A 20,516-nucleotide genomic window follows, 5' to 3' on the forward strand; every position below is an offset into this window, starting at 1 on the left:
TCCCGAACATCCCCGATTGAATTTGCGCCAAGTGGCTGTCGCTGTTGATTTTTCGATCTATCCCCGACACGGTATCACCGCGTAACAGAGCGACAAATGGCTCATCGAGACAAAGCGCAATCGAGTCCGTCAATTTGAGGATGCCGGCGTCCCCTGGTGATACCGCAACCTCCATTCGCCGCCGTCCTGCACCCACACCGACGATCGATGGGTGTGCAGGTGCAAAGTCCCATCGGCCTGCCGATGGGCGCTTCGGTAGGTCAGCAGGGCGACTTGGGGTGCCAGCAGCGCCACCTCAAACCCCTCCGACACCACCGGGGGGTGTTCGCTCAGGGTGGCGAGAAAGCCCAGCACCGTCTCCCGGTCGTAGGCGCGGCCGGATCGGCCGATCTCGTGGAACTGGGGATGGAGCAGCGCGTCCAGGCGCGAGGGGCTGCAGCGTGTGCCAGGGTGGTGCAGTTCCACTTCCAGGCCCTGCAGCAGAAGAAGCAGGTCTTGCATGCGCCCACCCTAGCGCAAAGCGGTGCCTTTGGGGGCCGGGCGAGGAGGGAAGGGGAGAGGGGGGATGAACGGATTTCCGTCCGCCTGGATCGACGGGCGAACGGAAATCCGTCCGGGGTGGGGCCGCCGGGTGGGTGGCCGCCAGACCAGCGCCCATGATGCGACAGGCACTTGGGAACGTGTTGCGGCGCATCAATGGGCCTGGCACGTTGCCTGCATCTGTGGCCCCCATGTTTTCGGTGCGCCACTCCCTCTTGTCCTGCTGCCTGGCCCTGGGCCTGGCCGCTGTGGGCATGGGTGCTGGCGTGGCCGCCTGGGGCGCGCCGCAGGCGGCCACGCCGGCATTGCCGGATTCGCCCACCCTGGCCCGCATTGCGGAGACGGGCACCATCAACCTGGGCCACCGCGAGTCCTCGGTGCCGTTCTCGTACTACGACAACAAGCGCCAGGTGGTGGGCTATTCGCAGGACCTGATGCTGAAGGTGGCCGATGCCATCAAGGCCGAGCTGAAGCTGCCGGCGCTGACGCTGCGCCTGGTGCCGGTCACCTCGCAGAACCGCATTCCCCTGGTGCAGAACGGCACGGTGGATCTGGAATGCGGCTCCACCTCGCACACCACGGAGCGGGCCATGCAGGTGGCGTTCTCCACCTCCTTCTTCGTCATCAGCACGCGGCTGCTGGTCAAGCGCGATGGCGGGCCGCGGGACTTCCCCGAACTGGCCGGCCGCCGCGTGGTGGTCACGTCAGGCACCACGTCCGAACGCCTGCTGCGCAGCTACAACGAGTCGCACGGCAGCCGCATTCAGCTGCTGACGGCGCGTGACCATGGCGATGCCTTCCAGGCCCTGGAAAACGGCCAGGTGGATGCGCTGATGCTGGACGACGCGCTGCTCTATGGCGAGCGCGCCAAGGCCCGCAACCCGGACGACTGGATCGTCACCGGCACGCCCATGTCGTCCGAGGTGTACGGTTGCATGATGCGCAAGGACGACCCCGGCTTCAAGGCCGTGGTGGACCGCGCGTTGACCCGCTTGATGACCTCGGGCGAGGCGTCGAAGATCTACACCCGTTGGTTCCAGCGCCCCATTCCGCCCAAGGGGCTCAACCTCAATTGGCCTCCGTCGGAGGCGCTGCTCAAGTTGTTCCGCCAGCCGGACGATCGGCCCTCGCCCTGAGGGCGATGACGGTCCCCGGTTTTCTTTGTCCTTGATGGAGTTGTGATGTCACAGACCCGTTTTGCTTTCACCACCCGCCGCACCGCCCTCGCCCTGGCGGTCTTCTCTGCCGTGCTGGGCACCGCCGCCCAGGCCGAGACGACGGACACCCTGAAGAAGATCAAGGACAGCGGCACCATCACGCTGGGCGTGCGTGAATCGTCCGGTGCCCTGGCCTACACCCTGGGCAATGGCAAGTACGTGGGCTTCCACACCGAGATGGCCGAGCGCGTGGCGCAGGACATCCGCAAGAAGCTGGGCATGAGCTCGATCACCGTGAAGTACCAGCCGGTCACCTCGCAGAACCGCATCCCGCTGGTGCAGAACGGCACCGTGGACCTGGAGTGCGGCTCCACCACCAACAACCGCGCCCGCGAGAAGGACGTGGCCTTCGCCGTGACGACCTACGTCGAGGAAGTGCGCATTGCCGTGAAGGCCAATTCGGGCATCAACTCGATCAAGGACCTGGCCGGCAAGACCGTGGCCACCACCACCGGCACCACCTCGGTCCAGACCCTGCGCAAGCATGAGCGCGCCACCGGCCTGGACTTCAAGGAGCTCTATGGCAAGGACCACGCCGACAGCTTCCTGCTGCTGGAATCGGGCCGCGCCGACGCCTTCGTGATGGACGGCCAGATCCTGGCCGGCAACATCAGCAAGTCCAAGAACCCCAAGGACTTCAAGATCGTCGGCGAGGTGCTGTCGGTGGAGCCCATCGCCTGCATGCTGCGCAAGGACGACCCGGCCTTCAAGACCGCGGTGGACGACAGCATCAAGGCCATGATGAAGAACGGCGAGCTGGCCAAGCTGTACGACAAGTGGTTCATGCAGCCGATCCCGCCGGCCAATGTGGCCGTGGGCCTGCCGATGTCGCAAGCCACCAAGGAAGCCTGGGCGCATCCGAACGACAAGCCGATGGAAGACTACGCAGCCAAGAAGTAACTTGAGCTGGGCGTGCCCCAGGGGCCGGTGCTGAGCCGGCCATGCCCTGGGGCACAGATCGAACGTCACGCGGGGGAGAACATCCGTTGGGCAATTGGGATTGGCAGGTCTTCTGCCGCAACACCATCGATGGCGAGGTGATGCAGGGCTGCTTCGGCAGCAACGGCGACATCACCTATCTGGACTGGCTGCTTTCGGCCTGGGGCTGGACACTGAGCGTGTCCTTCTGCGCCCTGGCCGTGGCCCTGATCGTGGGGGCCCTGATGGGCATCCTGCGCACCGTGCCCCACAAGGGCCTGGTGTTCCTGGGCAATGCCTGGACGGAGCTCTTCCGCAACATTCCGCTGCTGGTCCAGATCTTCCTCTGGTACCACGTGGTGCCGGCCCTGGTGCCGCCGCTCAGGGAGGTGCCCAGCTTCGTGCTGGTCGTGCTGGGCCTGGGTTTCTTCACCTCGGCCCGGGTGGCCGAGCAGGTGCGCGCCGGCATCCAGAGCCTGCCCAAGGGCCAGCGCTACGCCGGCCTGGCCCTGGGCCTGACGTTGCCGCAGACCTACCGCTATGTGCTGCTGCCCATGGCCATGCGCATCGTCATTCCGCCGCTCACCAGCGAGTCGATGAACATCATCAAGAACTCCTCGGTGGCCTTCGCGGTGAGCATCGCCGAGATGACCATGTTCGCGATGCAGGCGCAGGAGGAAACCTCGCGCGGCATCGAGATCTACCTGGCCGTGACCGGCCTGTACTTCGTGTCGGCCTTTGCCGTCAACCGCGTGGCGCTCGTCATCGAGAAGAAGCTGCGCGTGCCGGGCATGGTGGGGGCGCACTGAGATGACCCAACTCGATTTCTCCTTCCTGAACTGGCAGGTCCTGTCGGACTTCGTCGCCAAGGGCTTCTTCTTCTCGATCCAGCTGACCGTGGTGGCCATGCTGGGCGGCATCGCCATCGGCACCGTGCTGGCGCTGATGCGCCTGTCGGGCAAGCCCTGGCTGGTGGGGCCGGCCTCGTTCTATGTGAACACCCTGCGCTCCATCCCGCTGGTGATGGTGATCCTGTGGGTGTTCCTGCTGCTGCCGCTGCTCACCGGCGAGCCCATGGGCGCAGAGCTCTCGGCCATCATCACCTTCACGGTGTTCGAGGCAGCGTACTATTCCGAGATCATGCGTGCCGGCATTCAGAGCGTGGCCAAGGGGCAGACCTACGCGGGCTACGCGATGGGCATGACCTACCGCCAGACCATGCAACTGGTGGTGCTGCCGCAGGCCTTCCGCAACATGCTGCCCGTGCTGCTCACCCAGACCATCGTGCTGTTCCAGGACACGTCCCTGGTCTACGCCATCGGCGCCTATGACCTGCTCAAGGGCTTCGAGGTGGCCGGCAAGAACTTCAACCGCCCGGTCGAGACCTACCTGGTCGCCGCCGTCGTCTACTTCGTGATCTGCTTCAGCCTGTCCATGCTGGTCCGGCAATTGCAGAAGAAGATCGCGATTGTTCGCTAAGCATCACCCACCCGCGTCTACGCCATGATCGACATCAAGAACGTTTCCAAGTGGTACGGCAGCTTCCAGGTGCTGACCGACTGCACGACCAGCATCCAGAAGGGCGAGGTGGTGGTGGTCTGTGGCCCTTCGGGCTCCGGCAAGTCCACGCTGATCAAGACCGTCAATGCGCTGGAGCCCTTTCAGAAGGGCGACATCGTGGTCGACGGCATCAGCCTGTCCGACCCCAAGACCAACCTGCCCAAGCTGCGCAGCCGCGTGGGCATGGTGTTCCAGCACTTCGAGCTCTTCCCCCACCTGTCGGTGACCGAGAACCTGACGCTGGCCCAGATCAAGGTGCTCGGCCGCAACAAGGACGACGCGCTGAAGCGCGGGCTGAAAATGCTCGAGCGCGTGGGCCTGATGGCGCACAAGGACAAGTTCCCCGGCCAGCTCTCCGGCGGCCAGCAGCAGCGTGTGGCCATCGCCCGCGCGCTGTCGATGGACCCCATCGTGATGCTGTTCGACGAGCCCACCTCGGCGCTGGACCCGGAAATGGTCGGCGAGGTGCTGGACGTGATGGTGCAGCTGGCCAACGAAGGCATGACCATGATGTGCGTGACGCACGAGATGGGCTTTGCCAAGAAGGTGTCCAACCGCGTCATCTTCATGGACGCCGGCAAGATCATCGAGGACTGCAAGAAGGAAGACTTCTTCGGCAACCCCGAGGCCCGCAGCCCGCGCGCCAAGGACTTCCTGTCCAAGATCCTGGCGCACTGAGCGGCCGACCGCGCCGCGGCTGGGCGGTGGGACAATCCCGCCCATGAGCGCTCCCACCTCCCTGACCCTCACCCGCCCCGACGACTGGCACCTGCATGTGCGCGACGGGGCCGCCCTGGCGGCCGTGGTGCCGCACACGGCGCGCCAGTTCGGCCGCGCCATCATCATGCCCAACCTGAAGCCGCCGGTGACCACCGCGGCCCAGGCCCTGGCCTACCGCGAGCGCATCCAGGCCGCGGTGCCCGCGGGCGTGGCCTTCGAGCCGCTGATGACGCTCTACCTGACCGACAACACGCCGGCCAGCGAGATTGCCGCGGCGAAGGCCGCCGGCGTGGTGGCGCTCAAGCTCTACCCGGCCGGCGCCACCACCAACAGCGATGCCGGCGTGACCGACATCCGCAAGACCTACGCCACGCTGGAGGCCATGCAGCGCGCCGGCCTGCTGCTGCTGGTGCATGGCGAGGTGACCGACCCCGAGGTGGACATCTTCGACCGCGAGGCGGTGTTCATCGACCGCGTGATGCAGCCGCTGCGCCGCGACTTCCCCGAGCTGAAGGTGGTGTTCGAGCACATCACCACCAAGGAAGCCGCAGACTACGTGGCCGGCGCCGGGGCCTTCACGGCCGCCACCATCACCGCCCACCACCTGCTCTACAACCGCAACGCCATCTTCCAGGGCGGGCTGCGGCCGCACTACTACTGCCTGCCGGTGCTCAAGCGCGAAGTGCACCGCCAGGCCCTGGTGGCCGCGGCCACCAGCGGCTCGGATCGCTTCTTCCTGGGCACCGACAGCGCGCCGCACCCGGCCCATCTGAAGGAACACGCCAGCGCCTGCGCCGGCTGCTACACCGCCCTGTCGGCGCTGGAGCTGTACGCCGAGGCCTTCGAGGCCGCTGGCGCGCTGGACAAGCTGCAAGGCTTCGCCAGCGAGCACGGCCCGGCCTTCTACGGCCTGCCGCGCAATGCCGGCACCGTGACGCTGGTGCGCGAGCCCTGGACCCTGCCCGAGGCCGTGGCCTTCGGCGACGCCAGCCTCAAGCCGCTGCGCGGCGGCGAGACCCTGCACTGGAAGCTGCAGGGCTGAACTGGTCCCAACATCGACCGGACAGCGCAAGGGCCCCGAGTGGGGCCCTTTGTCTTTGGGGAGCCGCGCTCAGCCCGGGATGACGCCGCAGGCCACGCGGGCCCCGCCACCGCCCAGCGGCGCGGGGTGGTCCGAATGGTTGTCGCCACCGGCATGCACCATCAGGGCGTGGCCCTGCACGTCGGCCAGCTTCAGGCGCGGGGCCAGCACGGGCTGGGCGGCGGTGCCGTCGGCCGCCACATAGAGCGGGGGCAGGTCGCCCAGGTGGCCGTCGCCCCAGGGTTCGCCGTGCTTCTTGCTGCCGGCCGGGTCCAGGTGGCCGCCTGCGGCGCCCGCGGGCACCGGCTTGCCGTTCTGCTCGGCCGGGGCGCAGGAGCCCTTTTCATGCACGTGGAAGCCGTGCAGGCCCGGCGGCAGGCCCTGCAGCGTGGGGTAGAAGGCCAGGCCGTAGGGCGTTTCGACCATCTTCACCGTGCCCAGCGTGGTGCCGGGGCCGTCGGGGTTGGCCGCCTGCAGCGTGACGGTGGCCTCGGCGGCCAGGGTGGCGGAGGCGGCGGCGCAGCAGCCGGCCGCGAGCAGCAGTTTGAGGTGCATGGCATTCCCTGTGGATGTGTGGGAATGCCCTTGTAGCGCAGCCCCTGGCGGCTGTCATCGCACAGGCGTGACGGCCGCAGGGGCTTGGCGCGGTGTCGTCAGGCCGTCGCGTTCAGCGCTTCGCCCAGCGCGTTGACCAGCGCGTCCACCTGGGCCGGGGTGGTGATGAAGGGCGGGGCCAGCTGGATGGTGTCGCCACCGAAGCGCACGTAGAAGCCCATCTCCCAGCACTTCAGGCCGATGTCGTAGGGGCGGATGGTCGGGTCGCCATCGCGGGCGGCGATGGTCAGGCCGGCGGCCAGGCCGTAGTTGCGGATGTCGGTGACGTGCTTGGCGCCCTTGAGGCTGTGCACCGCGTTCTCGAAGTACGGGGCCAGCTCCTTGGACTGCTGGATCGCGTGTTCCTTCTCCAGCAGGTCGAAGGTGGCCAGGCCGGCCGCGCAGGCCACCGGGTGGGCCGAGTAGGTGTAGCCGTGGGGGAATTCGATGGCGTGCTCGGGGCCGCCGGCCGACATGAAGGTGTCGTAGATCTCGCCCTTGACTACCACGCCACCCATGGGGATGGTGCCGTTGGTCACCTGCTTGGCGAAGTTGACCATGTCGGGCGTGACGCCGAAGGCCTCGGAGCCGGTCCAGGCGCCGGCACGGCCGAAGCCGGTGATGACCTCGTCGAAGATCATCAGGATGTTGTTCTGGGTGCAGATCTCGCGCAGGCGCTGCAGGTAGCCCACCGGCGGGATGACCACGCCGGCCGAGCCGGAGAAGGGCTCGACGATCAGCGCGGCGATGTTGGACGCATCGTGCAGGGCGATCACGTCCAGCAGCTCGTTGGCCAGCTCGGCGCCGTTCTCGGGCATGCCGCGGCTGAAGGCGTTGCGGGCCAGCTGGGTGTGCGGGATGTGGTCGCACTGCAGGCCTTCACCGAACATCTTGCGGTTGCCGCCGATGCCGCCCACGCTGATGCCGCCGAAGTTCACGCCGTGGTAGCCCTTGAGCCGGCCGATCAGGCGGGTCTTGCTGGCCAGGCCCTTCTGGCGCCAGTAGGCGCGGGCGATCTTCAGCGAGGTGTCGGCCGCCTCAGAGCCGGAGCAGGCGAAGAACACATGTTCCAGGCCGGCAGGCATGTGCGAGACGATGCGCTCGGCCAGCTGGAAGGAGCCCTTGGTGCCGAACTGGAAGCCCGGCGCGTAGTCCAGGGTGCTCACCTGGCGGCCCACCGCCTCGGCGATCTCGCTGCGGCCGTGGCCCAGGCCACAGGTCCACAGGCCCGACAGGCCGTCGAAGACCTGGCGGCCGCGGTCGTCGGTGAAGTACACGCCCTTGGCGCCCACCAGGATGCGCGGGTCCTTCTTGAAGGCGCGGTTGGCGGTGAAGGGCATCCAGTGGGCCTTCAGCTGGGCCTCGGTCAGGGGTTGCTCAGGCAGGGCGCTCATGTCCATGGTGGGGCTCCGTAAAACGCCCATTCTGAGCAGTGTGTTGGTTTGCATAAACTGCAATCTTTGACCAATCACGCGCAGAGGATTGAAACTGACATGGTGAAGAAGGCCTTGCTGGGGCAGGTGGGCGACACCGAGCTGCGCCTCTTGCGCATCTTCAAGTCGGTGGTGGAGTGCGGCGGGCTGGCCGCAGCCGAGCTGGAGCTCAACATCGGCCGCTCCACCGTCAGCCGCCATGTGAAGGACCTGGAGCAGCGCCTGGGCCTGGTGCTGTGCCGGCGCGGGCGCAGCGGCTTCGCGCTCACGCCCGATGGCCAGCGCGTCTACGACGCCGCGCTGCGCCTCCTATCGGCGCTGGACGGCTTCCGGGCCGATGTGCGCGATCTGCACGCCGACCTGAAGGGGCCGCTGGCGCTGGGCCTGTTCGACAAGATCGCCACCAACCCGGCCGCGCGTCTGCACCAGGCCCTGGCCGATTTCCGGGACCAGGCGCCGCAGGTCACGCTGGATGTGACGGTGGGCTCGCTCAATGCGCTGGAGACGGCGGTGATCGACGGCCGCCTGCACCTGGCGGTGGTGCCGGACCACCGGCGCTCCGACAGCCTGAACTACCTGCCGCTGTTCCCCGAGACCATGTGGCTGTACTGCGGCGCGGGCCACCCGCTGTTCGGCCGGCCGGCCGACGCGGTGGGCTGGGACGAGCTGCGCCGCCACGACTACGCCGGCCTGGCCTTCCATTCCCCGAACATGGAGGTCACGCACCGTTTCGGCTTGCGGCGCACCGCCACGGTGACCGACCAGGAGGCGCTGGCGCTGCTGATCCTGTCCGGCCGCTTCCTGGGCTTTCTGCCGGACCACTACGCGGCCGTCTTCCTGCGCGAAGGCCGGTTGCGGCGGGTGGGGCCCGCGGACGCCAGCTACCCGGTGCAGTTTGTCGCGGTGACGCGCGCTTCTCCCTCGGCGCCACGGGCGGCGCGGGCCTTTCTGGAGGCGCTGCGCCAGGCGCATCCGCAGCCGCTGGTCCCACCGGCCTGATCGCGCCTGACACGCGGCGGCCGGCTTGTCTGGCATGGATCTGGCTTGAGCTCGTTCAGAAAGTTGACCAAACGGTCAAGTTCCTGAGGCCCAACCCGAACCAGACGAGGAGTTCGCGTGTCCCCGACCCCCCATCCCGCGCAGGCCATCGCCGCCGCCGCCGAAGCCCCGCTCACCCGCGCCCAGGCGCTGCTGGAAGCCGAGCGCTGCCTCTACTGCCACGACGCGCCCTGCGAGCAGGCCTGTCCCACCCACATCCCGGTGCCGCAGTTCATCCGCCGCATCGGCGATGGCGACCTGCGCGGCGCGGCCCGGGCCATCCTGGCGGCCAACCCGCTGGGCGGCCTGTGCGCCCGCGTCTGCCCCACCGAGGAGCTGTGCGAGGCCGTCTGCGTGCGCAACACCCAGCAGGGCCAGCCCATCGCCATCGGCCGTCTGCAGCGCCACGCGGTGGATGCGGCGATGACGCTGCCGGCCAGCACCTTCTTCACCCGCGCACCGGCCACCGGCCGCAGCGTGGCGGTGGTGGGGGCGGGCCCGGCCGGTCTGGCTTGCGCCCACGGCCTGGCCCTGCAGGGCCACCACGTGGTCGTCTTCGACGCCCGCGAGAAGGCCGGCGGCCTCAATGAATATGGCCTGGCCAGCTACAAGACGGCCGACGATTTCGCCCAGCGCGAGATCGCCTGGCTGCTGCAGACCGGCGGCATCACCGTGCGCTGCGGCTGGAAGCTGGAGACCGTGGCCCAGCTGGTCGAGCTGCGCAACAGCTTCGACGCGGTGTTCCTGGGCCTGGGCCTGGGCGGCACGGCGGCCCTGGGCGTGCCAGGCGAGGAGCTGGCCGGCGTGGCCGACGCGGTGGACTTCATCGCCCAGCTGCGCCAGGCGCCGGACCTGGCCCGCCTGCCGGTGGGCCGGCGCGTGGTGGTGATCGGCGGCGGCATGACCGCCATCGACGCCGCGGTGCAGGCCAAGCTGCTGGGCGCCGAGCAGGTCACCATCGCCTACCGCCGCGGGCCCGAGGCCATGTCGGCTTCGCAGGTGGAGCAGCACTGGGCGCAGACGCACGGGGTGGTGATCCGCCATCACCTGGCGCCCCAGGCCCTGCTGGGCCAGGACGGCCGGGTCAGCGCCATCACGCTGGCCGTGCAGCAGGAGGTGGACGGTCGCCTGCAGCCCACCGGCGAGGTGGAGACCCTGGCCGCCGACCAGGTGCTCAAGGCCATCGGCCAGAAGCTGGCCCTGCCCTGGGCCGAGTCGGCCGGTCTGGCGATCCAAGGGGGGCGCCTGGTGGTGGATGCCGAAGGCCGCACCGCGCTGCCGGGCGTCTGGGCCGGCGGCGACTGCGTGGCCGGGGGCCGCGACCTGACGGTGGAGGCGGTGGAGCACGGCAAGCAGGCCGCGCGGTCCATCCATGCGGCCCTCATCCAGCCCGCGACCCAGCCTGCCGCGCAATCGCTGCCCTGCGCCGCCTGACCCTCTTCCAGGAGCCTTTCACCATGGCCGATCTCTCGACGAACTTCGTGGGCATCCAGAGCCCGAACCCGTTCTGGCTGGCTTCCGCCCCGCCCACCGACAAGGCGACCAACGTCATCCGCGCCTTCGAGGCGGGCTGGGGCGGCGTGGTCTGGAAGACCCTGGGCGAGGACCCGCCAGTGGTCAATGTGCACGGGCCGCGTTACAGCACCCTGCTGTCGCCCGACCGCCGCGTGCTGGGCCTGAACAACATCGAGCTCATCACCGACCGCCCGCTGGACCTCAACCTCAAGGAGATCGCCCAGGTCAAGCGCGACTGGCCGGACCGGGCGATGGTGGTCTCGCTGATGGTGCCCTGCAACGAGGCCAGCTGGAAGCGCATCCTGCCCATGGTGGAAGACACCGGGGCCGACGGCATCGAGCTGAACTTCGGCTGCCCGCACGGCATGAGCGAGCGCGGCATGGGCGCGGCCGTGGGCCAGGTGCCCGAGTACATCGAAATGGTCACCGCCTGGTGCAAGCAGTACAGCCGCCTGCCGGTGATCGTCAAGCTCACGCCCAACATCGCCGACATCCGCCACCCGGCCCGGGCCGCCAAGCGCGGCGGGGCCGATGCGGTGAGCCTGATCAACACCATCAACTCGGTGATGGGCGTGGACCTGGACACCCTGACCATGCTGCCCAGCACCGGCGGCAAGGGCAGCCACGGCGGCTACTGCGGCCCGGCGGTCAAGCCCATCGCGTTGAACATGGTGGCCGAGATCGCCCGCGACCCGGAGACCGCCGGCCTGCCCATCTCCGGCATCGGCGGCGTGACCAACTGGCGCGATGCGATGGAGTACATCGCCCTGGGCGCCGGCACGGTGCAGGTCTGCACCGCGGCCATGGTCTATGGCTTTCGCATCGTGCAGGAGATGGTCTCCGGCCTGTCCAGCTACCTGGACGAGAAGGGCCTGCCCAATCTGGCGGCGGTGCAGGGCCGGGCCGTGCCCACCGTGTCCGACTGGCGCTACCTGAACCTCAACCACGTCTCCAAGGCGGTGATCGACACCGACGCCTGCATCGAGTGCGGCCGCTGCCATGTGGTCTGCGAGGACACCTCGCACCAGGCCATCGCCTTCCACAAGGACGAAGCCACCGGCGCGCGCCGCTTCGAGGTGAAGGAGGCCGACTGCGTGGGCTGCAACCTCTGCGCCTCCATCTGCCCGGTGCCCGGCTGCATCACGATGCGCGACCTGGCGCCCGGCGAGATCGATGAGCGCACCGGCGCACCGGTGCCGGCGGGCCACCGCGACTGGCGCACCCACCCCAACAACCCGATGCGGGAAACCGCGGTCTGAGGAGCAAACCATGAAGAGCCTGTTGATCCGCGGTGGCACGGTGGTGAACGCCGACCGCGAGCAGCGTGCCGATGTGCTGTGCGTGAACGGGGTGATCGCCGAGGTGGGCGAGGCGCTCAGCGCGCCGATGGGTGCCACCATCCTCGAAGCCGGCGGCCAGTACGTGATGCCCGGCGGCATCGACCCGCACACCCACATGAACTTCCCGTTCATGGGCACCCGCACCGTCGATGACTTCTACAGCGGCACCGCGGCCGGCCTGGCCGGCGGCACCACCAGCATCATCGACTTCGTCATCCCCGACCCGCAGCAGCCGCTGATGGACGCCTACCGCCAGTGGCGCCAGTGGGCCGAGGTGGCGGCCAGCGACTACAGCTTCCACGTCGCCATCACCTGGTGGGGCGAGAGCGTGCACGCCGACATGGGCACCCTGGTGCGAGAGGAGGGCGTGAACAGCTTCAAGCACTTCATGGCCTACAAGAACGCCATCATGTGCGACGACGAGACCCTGGTGAACAGCTTCCGCCGCGCGCTGGCGCTGGGTGCCATGCCCACGGTGCATGCCGAGAACGGCGAGCTGGTCTTCCTGCTGCAGCAGGAGATGAAGGCCCAGGGCATCACCGGCCCCGAGGGCCACCCGCTCTCCCGCCCGCCGGCGGTGGAGGCCGAGGCCGCCCAGCGCGCCATCGCCATCGCCGATGTGCTCAACGTGCCGATCTACGTGGTGCACGTCTCCAGCGCCGAGACGGCCGAGGCCATCGCCCGCGCCCGCGCCCGCGGCCAGCGCGTCTACGGCGAGGTGCTGGCCGGCCACCTGGTGGTCGACGACAGCGTCTACCGCGACCCGCGTTTCGAATTTGCCGCCGCGCATGTGATGAGCCCGCCGTTTCGTGCCAAGGGCCACCAGGAGGCGCTGTGGCGCCACCTGCAGGCCGGCGCACTGCAGACCACTGCCACCGACCACTGCACCTTCTGCGCCGCGCAGAAGGCGGCCGGCCGGCTGGACTTCAGCAAGATCCCCAACGGCACCGGCGGGGTGGAGGAGCGCATGGCGGTGCTCTGGGATGCCGGCGTCAACAGCGGCCGCCTCACGCCCAGCGAGTTCGTCTCCGTGACCTCGGCCAACGCCGCCAAGCTCTTCAACCTCTACCCGCGCAAGGGCTGCGTGGCCAAGGGCGCCGATGCCGATCTGGTCGTCTGGGACCCGGCCGGCACCAAGACCTTCTCGGCCGCCAGCCAGCATTCCAAGGGCGACTTCAACATCTTCGAGGGGCGCACCGTCACCGGCGTGCCCAGCCACACCATCAGCCAGGGCACGGTGGTCTTCGCCCAGGGCGAGCTGCGCGCCGAGGCGGGCGCCGGTCGCTACCTGAAGCGTCCGGCCTTCGGGCCGCAATTCACCGCATTGGGCCGCAAGGCGGCGCTGGCCGCGCCGGTGGCCGTGGCGCGTTGAGCGGCGCCGCACAACAGGAGCATCCCATGAGCACCCCCAGCACCGTGTCCACCTCCGCCTTGCGCATCCACGGCGAGCGCCTCTGGCAATCGCTGATGGACCTGGCCTGCATCGGCGCCACGCCCAAGGGCGGCGTCTGCCGCCTGGCCCTGTCCGAGCTGGACGGCCAGGGCCGCGACCTCGTCGTGGGCTGGGCCCGCGAGGCGGGCCTGTCTGTCACCATCGACCAGATCGGCAACGTCTTCATGCGCCGCCCCGGGCGCAACAACAGCCTGCCGCCCATCATGACCGGCAGCCACATCGACACCCAGCCCACCGGCGGCAAGTTCGACGGCAACTACGGCGTGCTGGCCGGGCTGGAGGTGATGCGCACCCTCAACGACCACGGCATCCAGACCGAGGCACCGCTGGAGCTGGCCTTCTGGACCAACGAGGAGGGTTCGCGCTTCGTGCCGGTGATGATGGGCTCGGGCGTGTTCCGCGGCGCCTTCACGCTCGAACATGCCTATGCCGCCACCGACGTCGAGGGCAAGACGGTGAAGGACGAGCTGCAGAAGATCGGCTACCTGGGCGACGAGGTGCCGGGCCAGCACCCCATCGGCGCCTATTTCGAGACCCACATCGAGCAGGGCCCGGTGCTGGAGGACCATGGCAAGACCATCGGCATCGTCACCGGGGTGCTGGGCATCCGCTGGTACGACTGCACCGTGACCGGCATGGAGGCCCATGCCGGCCCCACGCCCATGCACCTGCGCCGCGACGCGCTGCAGGTGGCCACCCGGCTGATGCAGGAGGTGGTGGCCTGCGCCGGCCGGCACGGCCCCGAGGGCCGCGGCACCGTGGGCATGGTGCAGGTCTTCCCGAACAGCCGCAACGTGATCCCCGGCCAGGTGAAGTTCAGCGTGGACCTGCGCAACGCCAGCGACGCCGCCTGCGACGCGATGGACGCGGACATCCGCGCCGTGGCCGAGCGGCTGGCCCGCGAGACCGGGCTGACGATCCGGCTGGACCTGGTGTCGGCCTACCCCGCCCAGCCCTTCCACCCCGACTGCGTGGAAGCGGTGGCCCACGGCGCCCAGACGCTGGGCTACAGCGCCATGCGCTGCGTCTCCGGCGCCGGCCATGACGCCGTCTACATGGCCCAGCTGGCACCGGCCGGCATGATCTTCATCCCCTGCAAGGACGGCATCAGCCACAACGAGATCGAGGACGCCGACCCCGCCCACATCGCCGCCGGCTGCAACGTGCTGCTGCACGCCATGCTGGAGCGGGCGGGCGTGGTGGCTTGATGGCGGGGTGGGGCGCCGCGTCGCGGCTCACCAGCCGAGTTCGGCCTCGATGAGGGCCACGATCTGGTCGGCCTGCGCAGCGTCGAGGTGAAAGTCGTGGTCGGCTTCGACCACCCGCAGGCGGACCTGCGGGCTCAAGGGGTAGCGCAGAGCCACCTCGGCACCGCCATAGACATCGTGCCGGCCCTGGACGATCAGCATGGGCGTGCGCAGCGTGGCCAGGTGGCGGTAGCGCTCGGGTTCGTCGCCCGCCTCAGGGTGGCGAAAGGGGTAGCCCAGGCAGACGATGTGCGACAGGGCCAGCCCATCGGCCACCAGCGAGGCCACGCGCCCGCCTGAAGAGCGTGCGAAGACGATGACCTCGCCCTGTCGGGCCAGCGCGCGCACGGTGTGGGTCAGGCTGGCGCAGCGGCCCTCCACCGTGCGCCTGCCCCGGCGCCGCAGGTAGCCCAGGTAGGAGGGATGCATCACCGCGTAGGCCAGCTGCGCGGCGCGCAGCCCCAGATGGCGCAGCCGGCCTGGCAGGCCTGGGTACCGGCGGGTCCAGTCCAGCCAGGCATGCACCCAGGCCGTGGCCCGGTCCTCCCAGACCACCCTCAGTCCGGGCCGCCGCAGGCGCTCCAGCAGCTGGATGTTCAGTGGTTCGTCCTTCTGCCAGTCGTCCCGCCCCACCATCAGCAGGACGGTGGCACGTGGGGTGGGGCGTCTGGCGGGCAGCATGGCGCGGCGCATGCTAGCAGCGGCCCGGCCATCCCGCAGCCATCCAGGCGGATGAAGCCCACCGCCAAGACAGCGTCACCCTTCCACGCTACGCTAGAGGGCTTGGCCGCCATCCGCGGCCGTCTGTCTTGGCCCATCCGGCCCCGTTCTTCCGAAGGGAATCCCCTTGTCCTTGTTCGACCGTTTCGAGCGCCTTGTCGACCCCTTCCCGGTGGCGGAATCCGGTCCCGCGCCCACCCGTTTCTGGCCCTTTCTGTGGCAGGCCACTCACGGCGTGCGCCGCTACATCGCCGGCATGACGCTGTTCACCGCCATCATCGGCGTGTTCGAGGCCTGGCTGTTCTCGCTGCTGGGCAAGCTGGTGGACTGGCTGGCCGGCATCCCGCCGGCCGAGCTGTGGGCGCGCGAGGGCCACACCCTGCTGGCGCTGGGGGCCGTGCTGGCCGCCAGCACGCTGGCCGTGGCGCTGCAGACCATGTTCAAGCACCAGGCGCTGGCGGGCAACTTCCCGATGCGCCTGCGCTGGAACTTCCACCGCCTGATGCTGGGCCAGAGCATGGCCTTCTTCCAGGACGAGTTCGCCGGCCGCATCGCCACCAAGGTGATGCAGACCGCGCTGGCGGTGCGCGACGTCTGGTTCACCGTCTGCGACATCCTGGTCTTCATCATCATCTACTTCGTCACGCTGATGGCGGTGGTGGGCGGCTTCGACGCCTGGATGCTGGTGCCGCTGGGTGGCTGGCTGGCGCTGTACCTGGTGGCCATGCGGGTCTTCGTGCCGCGCCTGGCCCATGTGTCCAAGAACCAGGCCGATGCCCGCTCGCTGATGACCGGCCGCATCACCGACGCCTACACCAACATCGCCACCGTCAAGCTCTTCGCCCACGACCGGCGCGAGGCCGCCCATGCCAAGGGCGCGATGCAGGAGTTCCTGGGCACCGTGCACCGCCAGATGCGGCTGGTGAGCTGGTTCGAGGTGGTCATCCATCTGCTCAGCGTGCTGCTGATCCTGGGCATCGCCGGCGTGGCCCTGTGGCGCTGGACCCTGGGCGAGGTGGGCGTGGGCGCGGTGGCGGCGGCCACCGCCATGGCCATGCGCCTGAACGGCATCTCGCACTGGATCATGTGGGAGATGGCCTCGCTGTTCGAGAACATCGGCACCGTGCAGGACGGCATCGGCACCCTGGCGCGGCCGCGCCGCGTGGTGGATGCCGCCGGGGCGAAGCCGCTGCGGGTCACCGCCGGCGAGATCCGCTTCGAGGACGTCACCTTCCGCTACGGCGAGTCCGACACGGGCCGCCCGGTGGTGGACCACCTGGACCTGACCATCCGGCCGGGCGAGAAGATCGGCCTGGTGGGCCGCAGTGGCGCGGGCAAGAGCACGGTGCTGAGCCTGCTGCTGCGCTTCCACGACGTGCAGGGCGGCCGGGTGCTGATCGACGGCCAGGACATCGCCGGCGTGACGCAGGACAGCCTGCGGGCCCAGGTGGGCATGGTCACGCAGGACACCTCGCTGCTGCACCGCTCGGTGCGCGACAACATCCTCTACGGCCGGCCCGACGCCGGTGACGCCGCCATGAAGGCGGCGGCCGAGCGGGCCGAGGCCGCGGCCTTCATCCAGACGCTGAGCGACCCCAAGGGCCGCCAGGGCTACGACGCCCAGGTGGGTGAGCGCGGCGTGAAACTCTCCGGCGGCCAACGCCAGCGCATCGCCATCGCCCGGGTGATGCTCAAGGACGCGCCCATCCTGCTGCTGGACGAGGCCACCAGCGCGCTGGACAGCGAGGTGGAGGTGGCCATCCAGGACAGCCTCTACAAGCTGATGGAGGGCAAGACGGTGGTGGCCATCGCCCACCGCCTGTCCACCATCGCCGCCATGGACCGGCTGATCGTGATGGACGCCGGCCGCGTGGTGGAGGAGGGCAGCCATGCCGAACTGCTGGCGCGCGGCGGCCTGTACGCCCGGCTCTGGGCCCACCAAAGCGGCGGCTTCCTGGGCGAGGAGGACGAGGTGGAGGACGTCGACCCGAGGCCCGCGAAGGTGGTTCGCACAGCCTGATACAGCGCTTGCGCCGCGTTGCATCACCGGGCTTGTCCTGAGGGGGTTTGCCCGGAGAAGCTCATGCTCTTTGACCACCGCGACGGTGGATCGAAGGGGGAGCCATGACAACGCTGGCACAGCGGATCGAGGAAACCGGGGGCCGGGCCTCCGGTTTCGACTACCTGAGACTCACCCTGGCGGTGGCCGTGCTCCTGGTGCATTCGGTGGACACCACCTACGGCCTGCCGGCCAACGATGCCCTGTTCGGCTCCTGGCTGCGCCCCTTCATCCGGGCCATCCTGCCGATGTTCTTCGCCCTCAGCGGCTTCCTGGTGGCCGGGAGCCTGCTGCGCAGCCGGGGCATCGGCACTTTTTTGTGGATGCGGGCGGTGCGCATCTACCCGGCGCTGACGGTCGAGGTGCTGCTCTCGGCCTTCATCCTGGGGCCGATCTTCACCAGCTACACGCTGGGCCAGTACTTCTCGGATCCGCTGTTCCTGCGCTACCTGGTCAACGCCACCGGCCACATCTCCTTCCTGCTGCCCGGCGTCTTCAACGACAACCCGCATCCGAACACGGTGAACACCCAGTTGTGGACCGTCCCGTTCGAGCTGTACTGCTACCTGACCCTGGCGGTGCTGGCTCTGGCGGGGCTGAAGAACCGCCGCGCGATGGGCATTCTCTCCATCGTGGTGATCAGCCTGAGCCTGTTTCTCTACAAATCCTTCAGCCAGAGCCTGGCCCTCACGCCCATCGGCCCGGTGTCGGGCTACCTGCTGGTGGCCAGCTTCCTGGCGGGGGTGATGGCCTATCTGTACCGGGAGGTGATTCCCTACAGCCGTCCGCTGCTGTGGGGCACGCTGCTGGCCAGCCTGCTGCTGTTGTCCGTGGTGCCGGGCGGTGACTTTCTGGCGCCCCTGCCCGTGGCCTATGCCACCGCGCACCTGGGCCTGCTGAACCCGCGCCGCATCAAGCTGGTGCAGGGTGCCGACTTCTCCTACGGCATCTACCTTTACGGCTTCGTGGTGCAGCAGGCCGTGGTCAGCATCGAGGCGATCCCTCGGCTCTGGTATGTCAACTTCGTCGTGGCCGGTCTGGTGACCTCGGCGTTCGCGGCCTTCTCCTGGTACTGGGTCGAGAAGCCCATGCTCCGCTTCAAGCACTGGAGCGCCTTGCGGCGCCCGGCCCCGGTCTGAGCGGCCCGCAGCCCTTCCCGCCGGCGCAGGGGCGCCCGGCGGGTGTCCCCCCACGTTTGTGAGCATTGTCAGGAGAGGCTTGATGAGGGTATGAAGCGCGGGTGCGGTTGACGGTCGGGCTTGTCGCTCTGGCAGGGTCTGCTGCAGGTGCTGCAGAAGCCATTGCCACGGGAGCGGCCGTGAAGTGCACATTGACGCAGAGGCTCGACGAGACCCGGGGACGGGCCAGCGGCTTCGATGTCCTGCGCCTGACCCTGGCGATCGGCGTGCTCATGGTGCATTCCGTCGACATTGCTCACGGCCTGGCGGCGGGCGATGAGCTCTTCAGCTCGGTGCTGCGTCCCTTCGTGCGGATCAAGCTGCCGATGTTCTTCGCGATCAGCGGCTTCCTGGTGACGGCGAGTTTCGTCAAGGCGCCGGGGATGGCCCAGTTCCTGTGGCAGCGCGCCCTGCGGATCTACCCGGCGCTGGTGGCGGCCGTCCTGGTGTTCAGCTTCGTCATCGGGCCGGCCTTCACGGTCTTCAGCACATCCCACTACCTGACCGACCCCCTGCTGGCCCGGTACCTGCTGAATGCCACGGGCTGCAGCATCTCGTTCGAGCTTCCAGGGGTGTTCGGCGCGAATCCCCACCCGCGCACCGTCAACACCCAGCTCTGGACCCTGCCTTTCGAGCTGGGCTGCTACCTGCTGCTGGTGCTGGTGGCCACGGTGGTGACGCGAGGCCGGGCGACGTGCCTGCTGCTGCTCACGCTGCTCAGCAGTGCGGGCCTGTTCCTGTACAAGGTCCGGGCGCAGGGCTGGGTGCCCGTGCCACCCGGTCCCGTGTCCGGCTACCTGCTGATGTCCTGCTTCCTGGCCGGGGCCTGGCTCTACCTGTGTCGGGACCGCATGCCCTACTGTCCGAGGCTGTTCGGGCTGTCGCTGGCGGCCTCGCTCCTGCTGCTGGGCGTGGTCCCCGGGGGCGACCATCTCGCCGCGCTGCCGGTCGCCTACGCCACCGTGTACCTGGGCTTGCGGAACCCGCGACGGGGTGTCTACGCCTCGGGGGCCCGGTTCAGCTACGGCATCTATCTCTACGGCTTTGCCGTCCAGCAGGCGGTGGCCTCCGTGGGCTGGGTTCCGCGCGTCTGGTACCTCAACTTCGCGCTGGGCGGCCTGATCACCCTGGCGCTGGCCGTGCTGTCCTACCACCTGGTCGAGGCGCCGACCCTTCGCCGGCTCAAGACCTTCGCCGGCTTCAGACGCCCCGTGGCGACCTGAGCCTTTGCCGGGCCGGGGCCGCGCAGGCCCCCTCGCCGGTCAGCGCGTGACCAGCAGGCGCAGGCCCAGGGCCACGAAGACCGCGCCGGCCACCCGGTCCAGCCACAGGCCCACCCGGGGCTGGCGCTGGATCCACTGCCCGATGGCGCCCGAAAAATAACCCAGCAGGCCGAACAGCAGGGCGGCCTGGGCGGTGAAAGTCAGGCCCAGCAGGGCGATCTGCAGCCCCACCCGGCCGTGCTCGGCCACCACGAACTGGGGCAGGAAGGACAGGAAGAACAGCACCACCTTGGGGTTGATGGCGTTGGCGAGCACGCCCTTGAGGAACAGGCGCAGCAGCGAGGGCTCGCTGTCGGTGACGGCCTGCACCTGGGTGCCGCCGCGGCTGCGCAGGGCCTGCACGCCCAGCCACACCAGGTACAGGCCGCCGCAGACCTTGAGGGCCGTGAAGGCCAGTGGCGAGGCGGCGATCAGCGCACTGACGCCGGCCACCGCCAGCACGGTGTGGCTCAGGCAGCCCAGGGCGCAGCCCAGGCCGAAGGCCATGCCCTGGCGCCGCCCCTTGGAGATGCCCATGCCCAGCACCATCAGGTTGTCGGGGCCGGGCGAGGCGGTGATCAGCAGGGCGGCCAGCAGGAAGGCGAAGAACTGTTCAGGGCTCAGCATGCCGTGAGCATAAG

General features: G+C 69.0%; 19 protein-coding genes. 14 read left to right on the forward strand and 5 right to left on the reverse strand.

The genetic code is table 11. From position 1 onward, the window contains the following. Window positions 1–129: 129 nt before the first annotated feature. Entirely contained in the window at window positions 130–501 is a 372-nt protein-coding gene (locus tag LRM40_RS04480) for a nuclear transport factor 2 family protein (RefSeq protein WP_151124703.1), read from the reverse strand. A gap of 293 nt (window positions 502–794) precedes the next feature. Between LRM40_RS04480 and LRM40_RS04485 the strand changes: the two genes are divergently transcribed. The 6 genes from LRM40_RS04485 (at window position 795) to pyrC (ending at window position 5,997) form a co-directional block, all read left to right on the forward strand. Next, window positions 795–1,676 carry a transporter substrate-binding domain-containing protein gene (locus LRM40_RS04485; protein WP_151124723.1) on the forward strand — a complete coding sequence of 294 codons (882 nt, stop codon included), beginning with the start codon at window positions 795–797 and terminating at the stop codon, window positions 1,674–1,676. Between the two features lie 45 nt (window positions 1,677–1,721). After that, the gene (locus LRM40_RS04490; RefSeq protein WP_151124702.1) at window positions 1,722–2,657 is read left to right on the forward strand and encodes a transporter substrate-binding domain-containing protein; all 936 of its coding nucleotides are present in this window, start codon (window positions 1,722–1,724) and stop codon (window positions 2,655–2,657) included. A 140-nt stretch (window positions 2,658–2,797) separates the two neighbouring features. Beyond that, on the forward strand, window positions 2,798–3,484 hold the full coding sequence (locus LRM40_RS04495) for an amino acid ABC transporter permease (RefSeq protein ID WP_231067819.1): 687 nt from the start codon (window positions 2,798–2,800) through the stop codon (window positions 3,482–3,484). Between the two features lies 1 nt (window position 3,485). Continuing rightward, a complete protein-coding gene (locus LRM40_RS04500) occupies window positions 3,486–4,154 on the forward strand; it encodes an amino acid ABC transporter permease (RefSeq protein ID WP_151124700.1) in 669 nt (222 codons plus the stop codon). A gap of 24 nt (window positions 4,155–4,178) precedes the next feature. Continuing rightward, window positions 4,179–4,913, forward strand: a complete 735-nt coding sequence (locus LRM40_RS04505; RefSeq protein WP_151124699.1) for an amino acid ABC transporter ATP-binding protein — start codon at window positions 4,179–4,181, stop codon at window positions 4,911–4,913. A gap of 43 nt (window positions 4,914–4,956) precedes the next feature. Then, window positions 4,957–5,997 (forward strand): dihydroorotase, encoded by a 1,041-nt coding sequence (gene pyrC / locus LRM40_RS04510; protein ID WP_151124698.1) that lies wholly within the window; start codon window positions 4,957–4,959, stop codon window positions 5,995–5,997. A gap of 69 nt (window positions 5,998–6,066) precedes the next feature. On the opposite strand, the gene sodC is transcribed toward pyrC, so the two are convergent. Together sodC and aptA are read right to left on the reverse strand one after the other, a co-directional pair. Next, window positions 6,067–6,591 carry a superoxide dismutase family protein gene (gene sodC / locus LRM40_RS04515; RefSeq protein ID WP_151124697.1) on the reverse strand — a complete coding sequence of 175 codons (525 nt, stop codon included), beginning with the start codon at window positions 6,589–6,591 and terminating at the stop codon, window positions 6,067–6,069. Between the two features lie 98 nt (window positions 6,592–6,689). Beyond that, window positions 6,690–8,024: an omega-aminotransferase AptA gene (gene aptA, locus LRM40_RS04520; protein WP_375143046.1), complete on the reverse strand. Its 1,335-nt coding sequence runs from the start codon at window positions 8,022–8,024 to the stop codon at window positions 6,690–6,692. Between the two features lie 99 nt (window positions 8,025–8,123). On the opposite strand from aptA, the gene LRM40_RS04525 reads away from it, so the two are divergent. From LRM40_RS04525 to LRM40_RS04545, 5 genes are all read left to right on the forward strand, one after another. Beyond that, window positions 8,124–9,062 (forward strand): LysR family transcriptional regulator, encoded by a 939-nt coding sequence (locus LRM40_RS04525; RefSeq protein ID WP_151124695.1) that lies wholly within the window; start codon window positions 8,124–8,126, stop codon window positions 9,060–9,062. Window positions 9,063–9,179: 117 nt separating this feature from the next. Continuing rightward, window positions 9,180–10,535 carry an NAD(P)-dependent oxidoreductase gene (locus LRM40_RS04530; protein WP_151124694.1) on the forward strand — a complete coding sequence of 452 codons (1,356 nt, stop codon included), beginning with the start codon at window positions 9,180–9,182 and terminating at the stop codon, window positions 10,533–10,535. 23 nt (window positions 10,536–10,558) lie between these two features. Further along, window positions 10,559–11,875, forward strand: a complete 1,317-nt coding sequence (preA, locus tag LRM40_RS04535) for an NAD-dependent dihydropyrimidine dehydrogenase subunit PreA (RefSeq protein ID WP_151124693.1) — start codon at window positions 10,559–10,561, stop codon at window positions 11,873–11,875. 10 nt (window positions 11,876–11,885) lie between these two features. Beyond that, the gene (gene hydA / locus LRM40_RS04540; RefSeq protein WP_151124692.1) at window positions 11,886–13,328 is read left to right on the forward strand and encodes a dihydropyrimidinase; all 1,443 of its coding nucleotides are present in this window, start codon (window positions 11,886–11,888) and stop codon (window positions 13,326–13,328) included. A 26-nt stretch (window positions 13,329–13,354) separates the two neighbouring features. After that, window positions 13,355–14,617 (forward strand): Zn-dependent hydrolase, encoded by a 1,263-nt coding sequence (locus tag LRM40_RS04545; RefSeq protein ID WP_151124691.1) that lies wholly within the window; start codon window positions 13,355–13,357, stop codon window positions 14,615–14,617. Between the two features lie 27 nt (window positions 14,618–14,644). Here LRM40_RS04545 and LRM40_RS04550 read toward each other — a convergent pair whose 3' ends face one another. Continuing rightward, a complete protein-coding gene (locus tag LRM40_RS04550; RefSeq protein WP_151124690.1) occupies window positions 14,645–15,337 on the reverse strand; it encodes an alpha/beta family hydrolase in 693 nt (230 codons plus the stop codon). 172 nt (window positions 15,338–15,509) lie between these two features. On the opposite strand from LRM40_RS04550, the gene LRM40_RS04555 reads away from it, so the two are divergent. The 3 genes from LRM40_RS04555 to LRM40_RS04565 all read left to right on the forward strand — a co-directional run bounded on the left by LRM40_RS04555 (window position 15,510) and on the right by LRM40_RS04565 (window position 19,836). Further along, window positions 15,510–17,396 carry an ABC transporter ATP-binding protein gene (locus LRM40_RS04555; protein WP_151124722.1) on the forward strand — a complete coding sequence of 629 codons (1,887 nt, stop codon included), beginning with the start codon at window positions 15,510–15,512 and terminating at the stop codon, window positions 17,394–17,396. A gap of 104 nt (window positions 17,397–17,500) precedes the next feature. Beyond that, window positions 17,501–18,574 carry an acyltransferase family protein gene (locus LRM40_RS04560; protein ID WP_151124689.1) on the forward strand — a complete coding sequence of 358 codons (1,074 nt, stop codon included), beginning with the start codon at window positions 17,501–17,503 and terminating at the stop codon, window positions 18,572–18,574. Window positions 18,575–18,765: 191 nt separating this feature from the next. Then, a complete protein-coding gene (locus tag LRM40_RS04565) occupies window positions 18,766–19,836 on the forward strand; it encodes an acyltransferase family protein (RefSeq protein ID WP_231067724.1) in 1,071 nt (356 codons plus the stop codon). 39 nt (window positions 19,837–19,875) lie between these two features. Here the strand turns inward: LRM40_RS04565 and LRM40_RS04570 are convergent, their stop codons facing one another. Next, complete coding sequence (locus tag LRM40_RS04570; RefSeq protein ID WP_151124687.1) at window positions 19,876–20,502, reverse strand: LysE family translocator; 627 nt, start codon at window positions 20,500–20,502, stop codon at window positions 19,876–19,878. Window positions 20,503–20,516: the final 14 nt, after the last annotated feature.

It is taken from the genome of Ideonella dechloratans (assembly GCF_021049305.1).
Taxonomy (GTDB): domain Bacteria; phylum Pseudomonadota; class Gammaproteobacteria; order Burkholderiales; family Burkholderiaceae_C; genus Ideonella; species Ideonella dechloratans.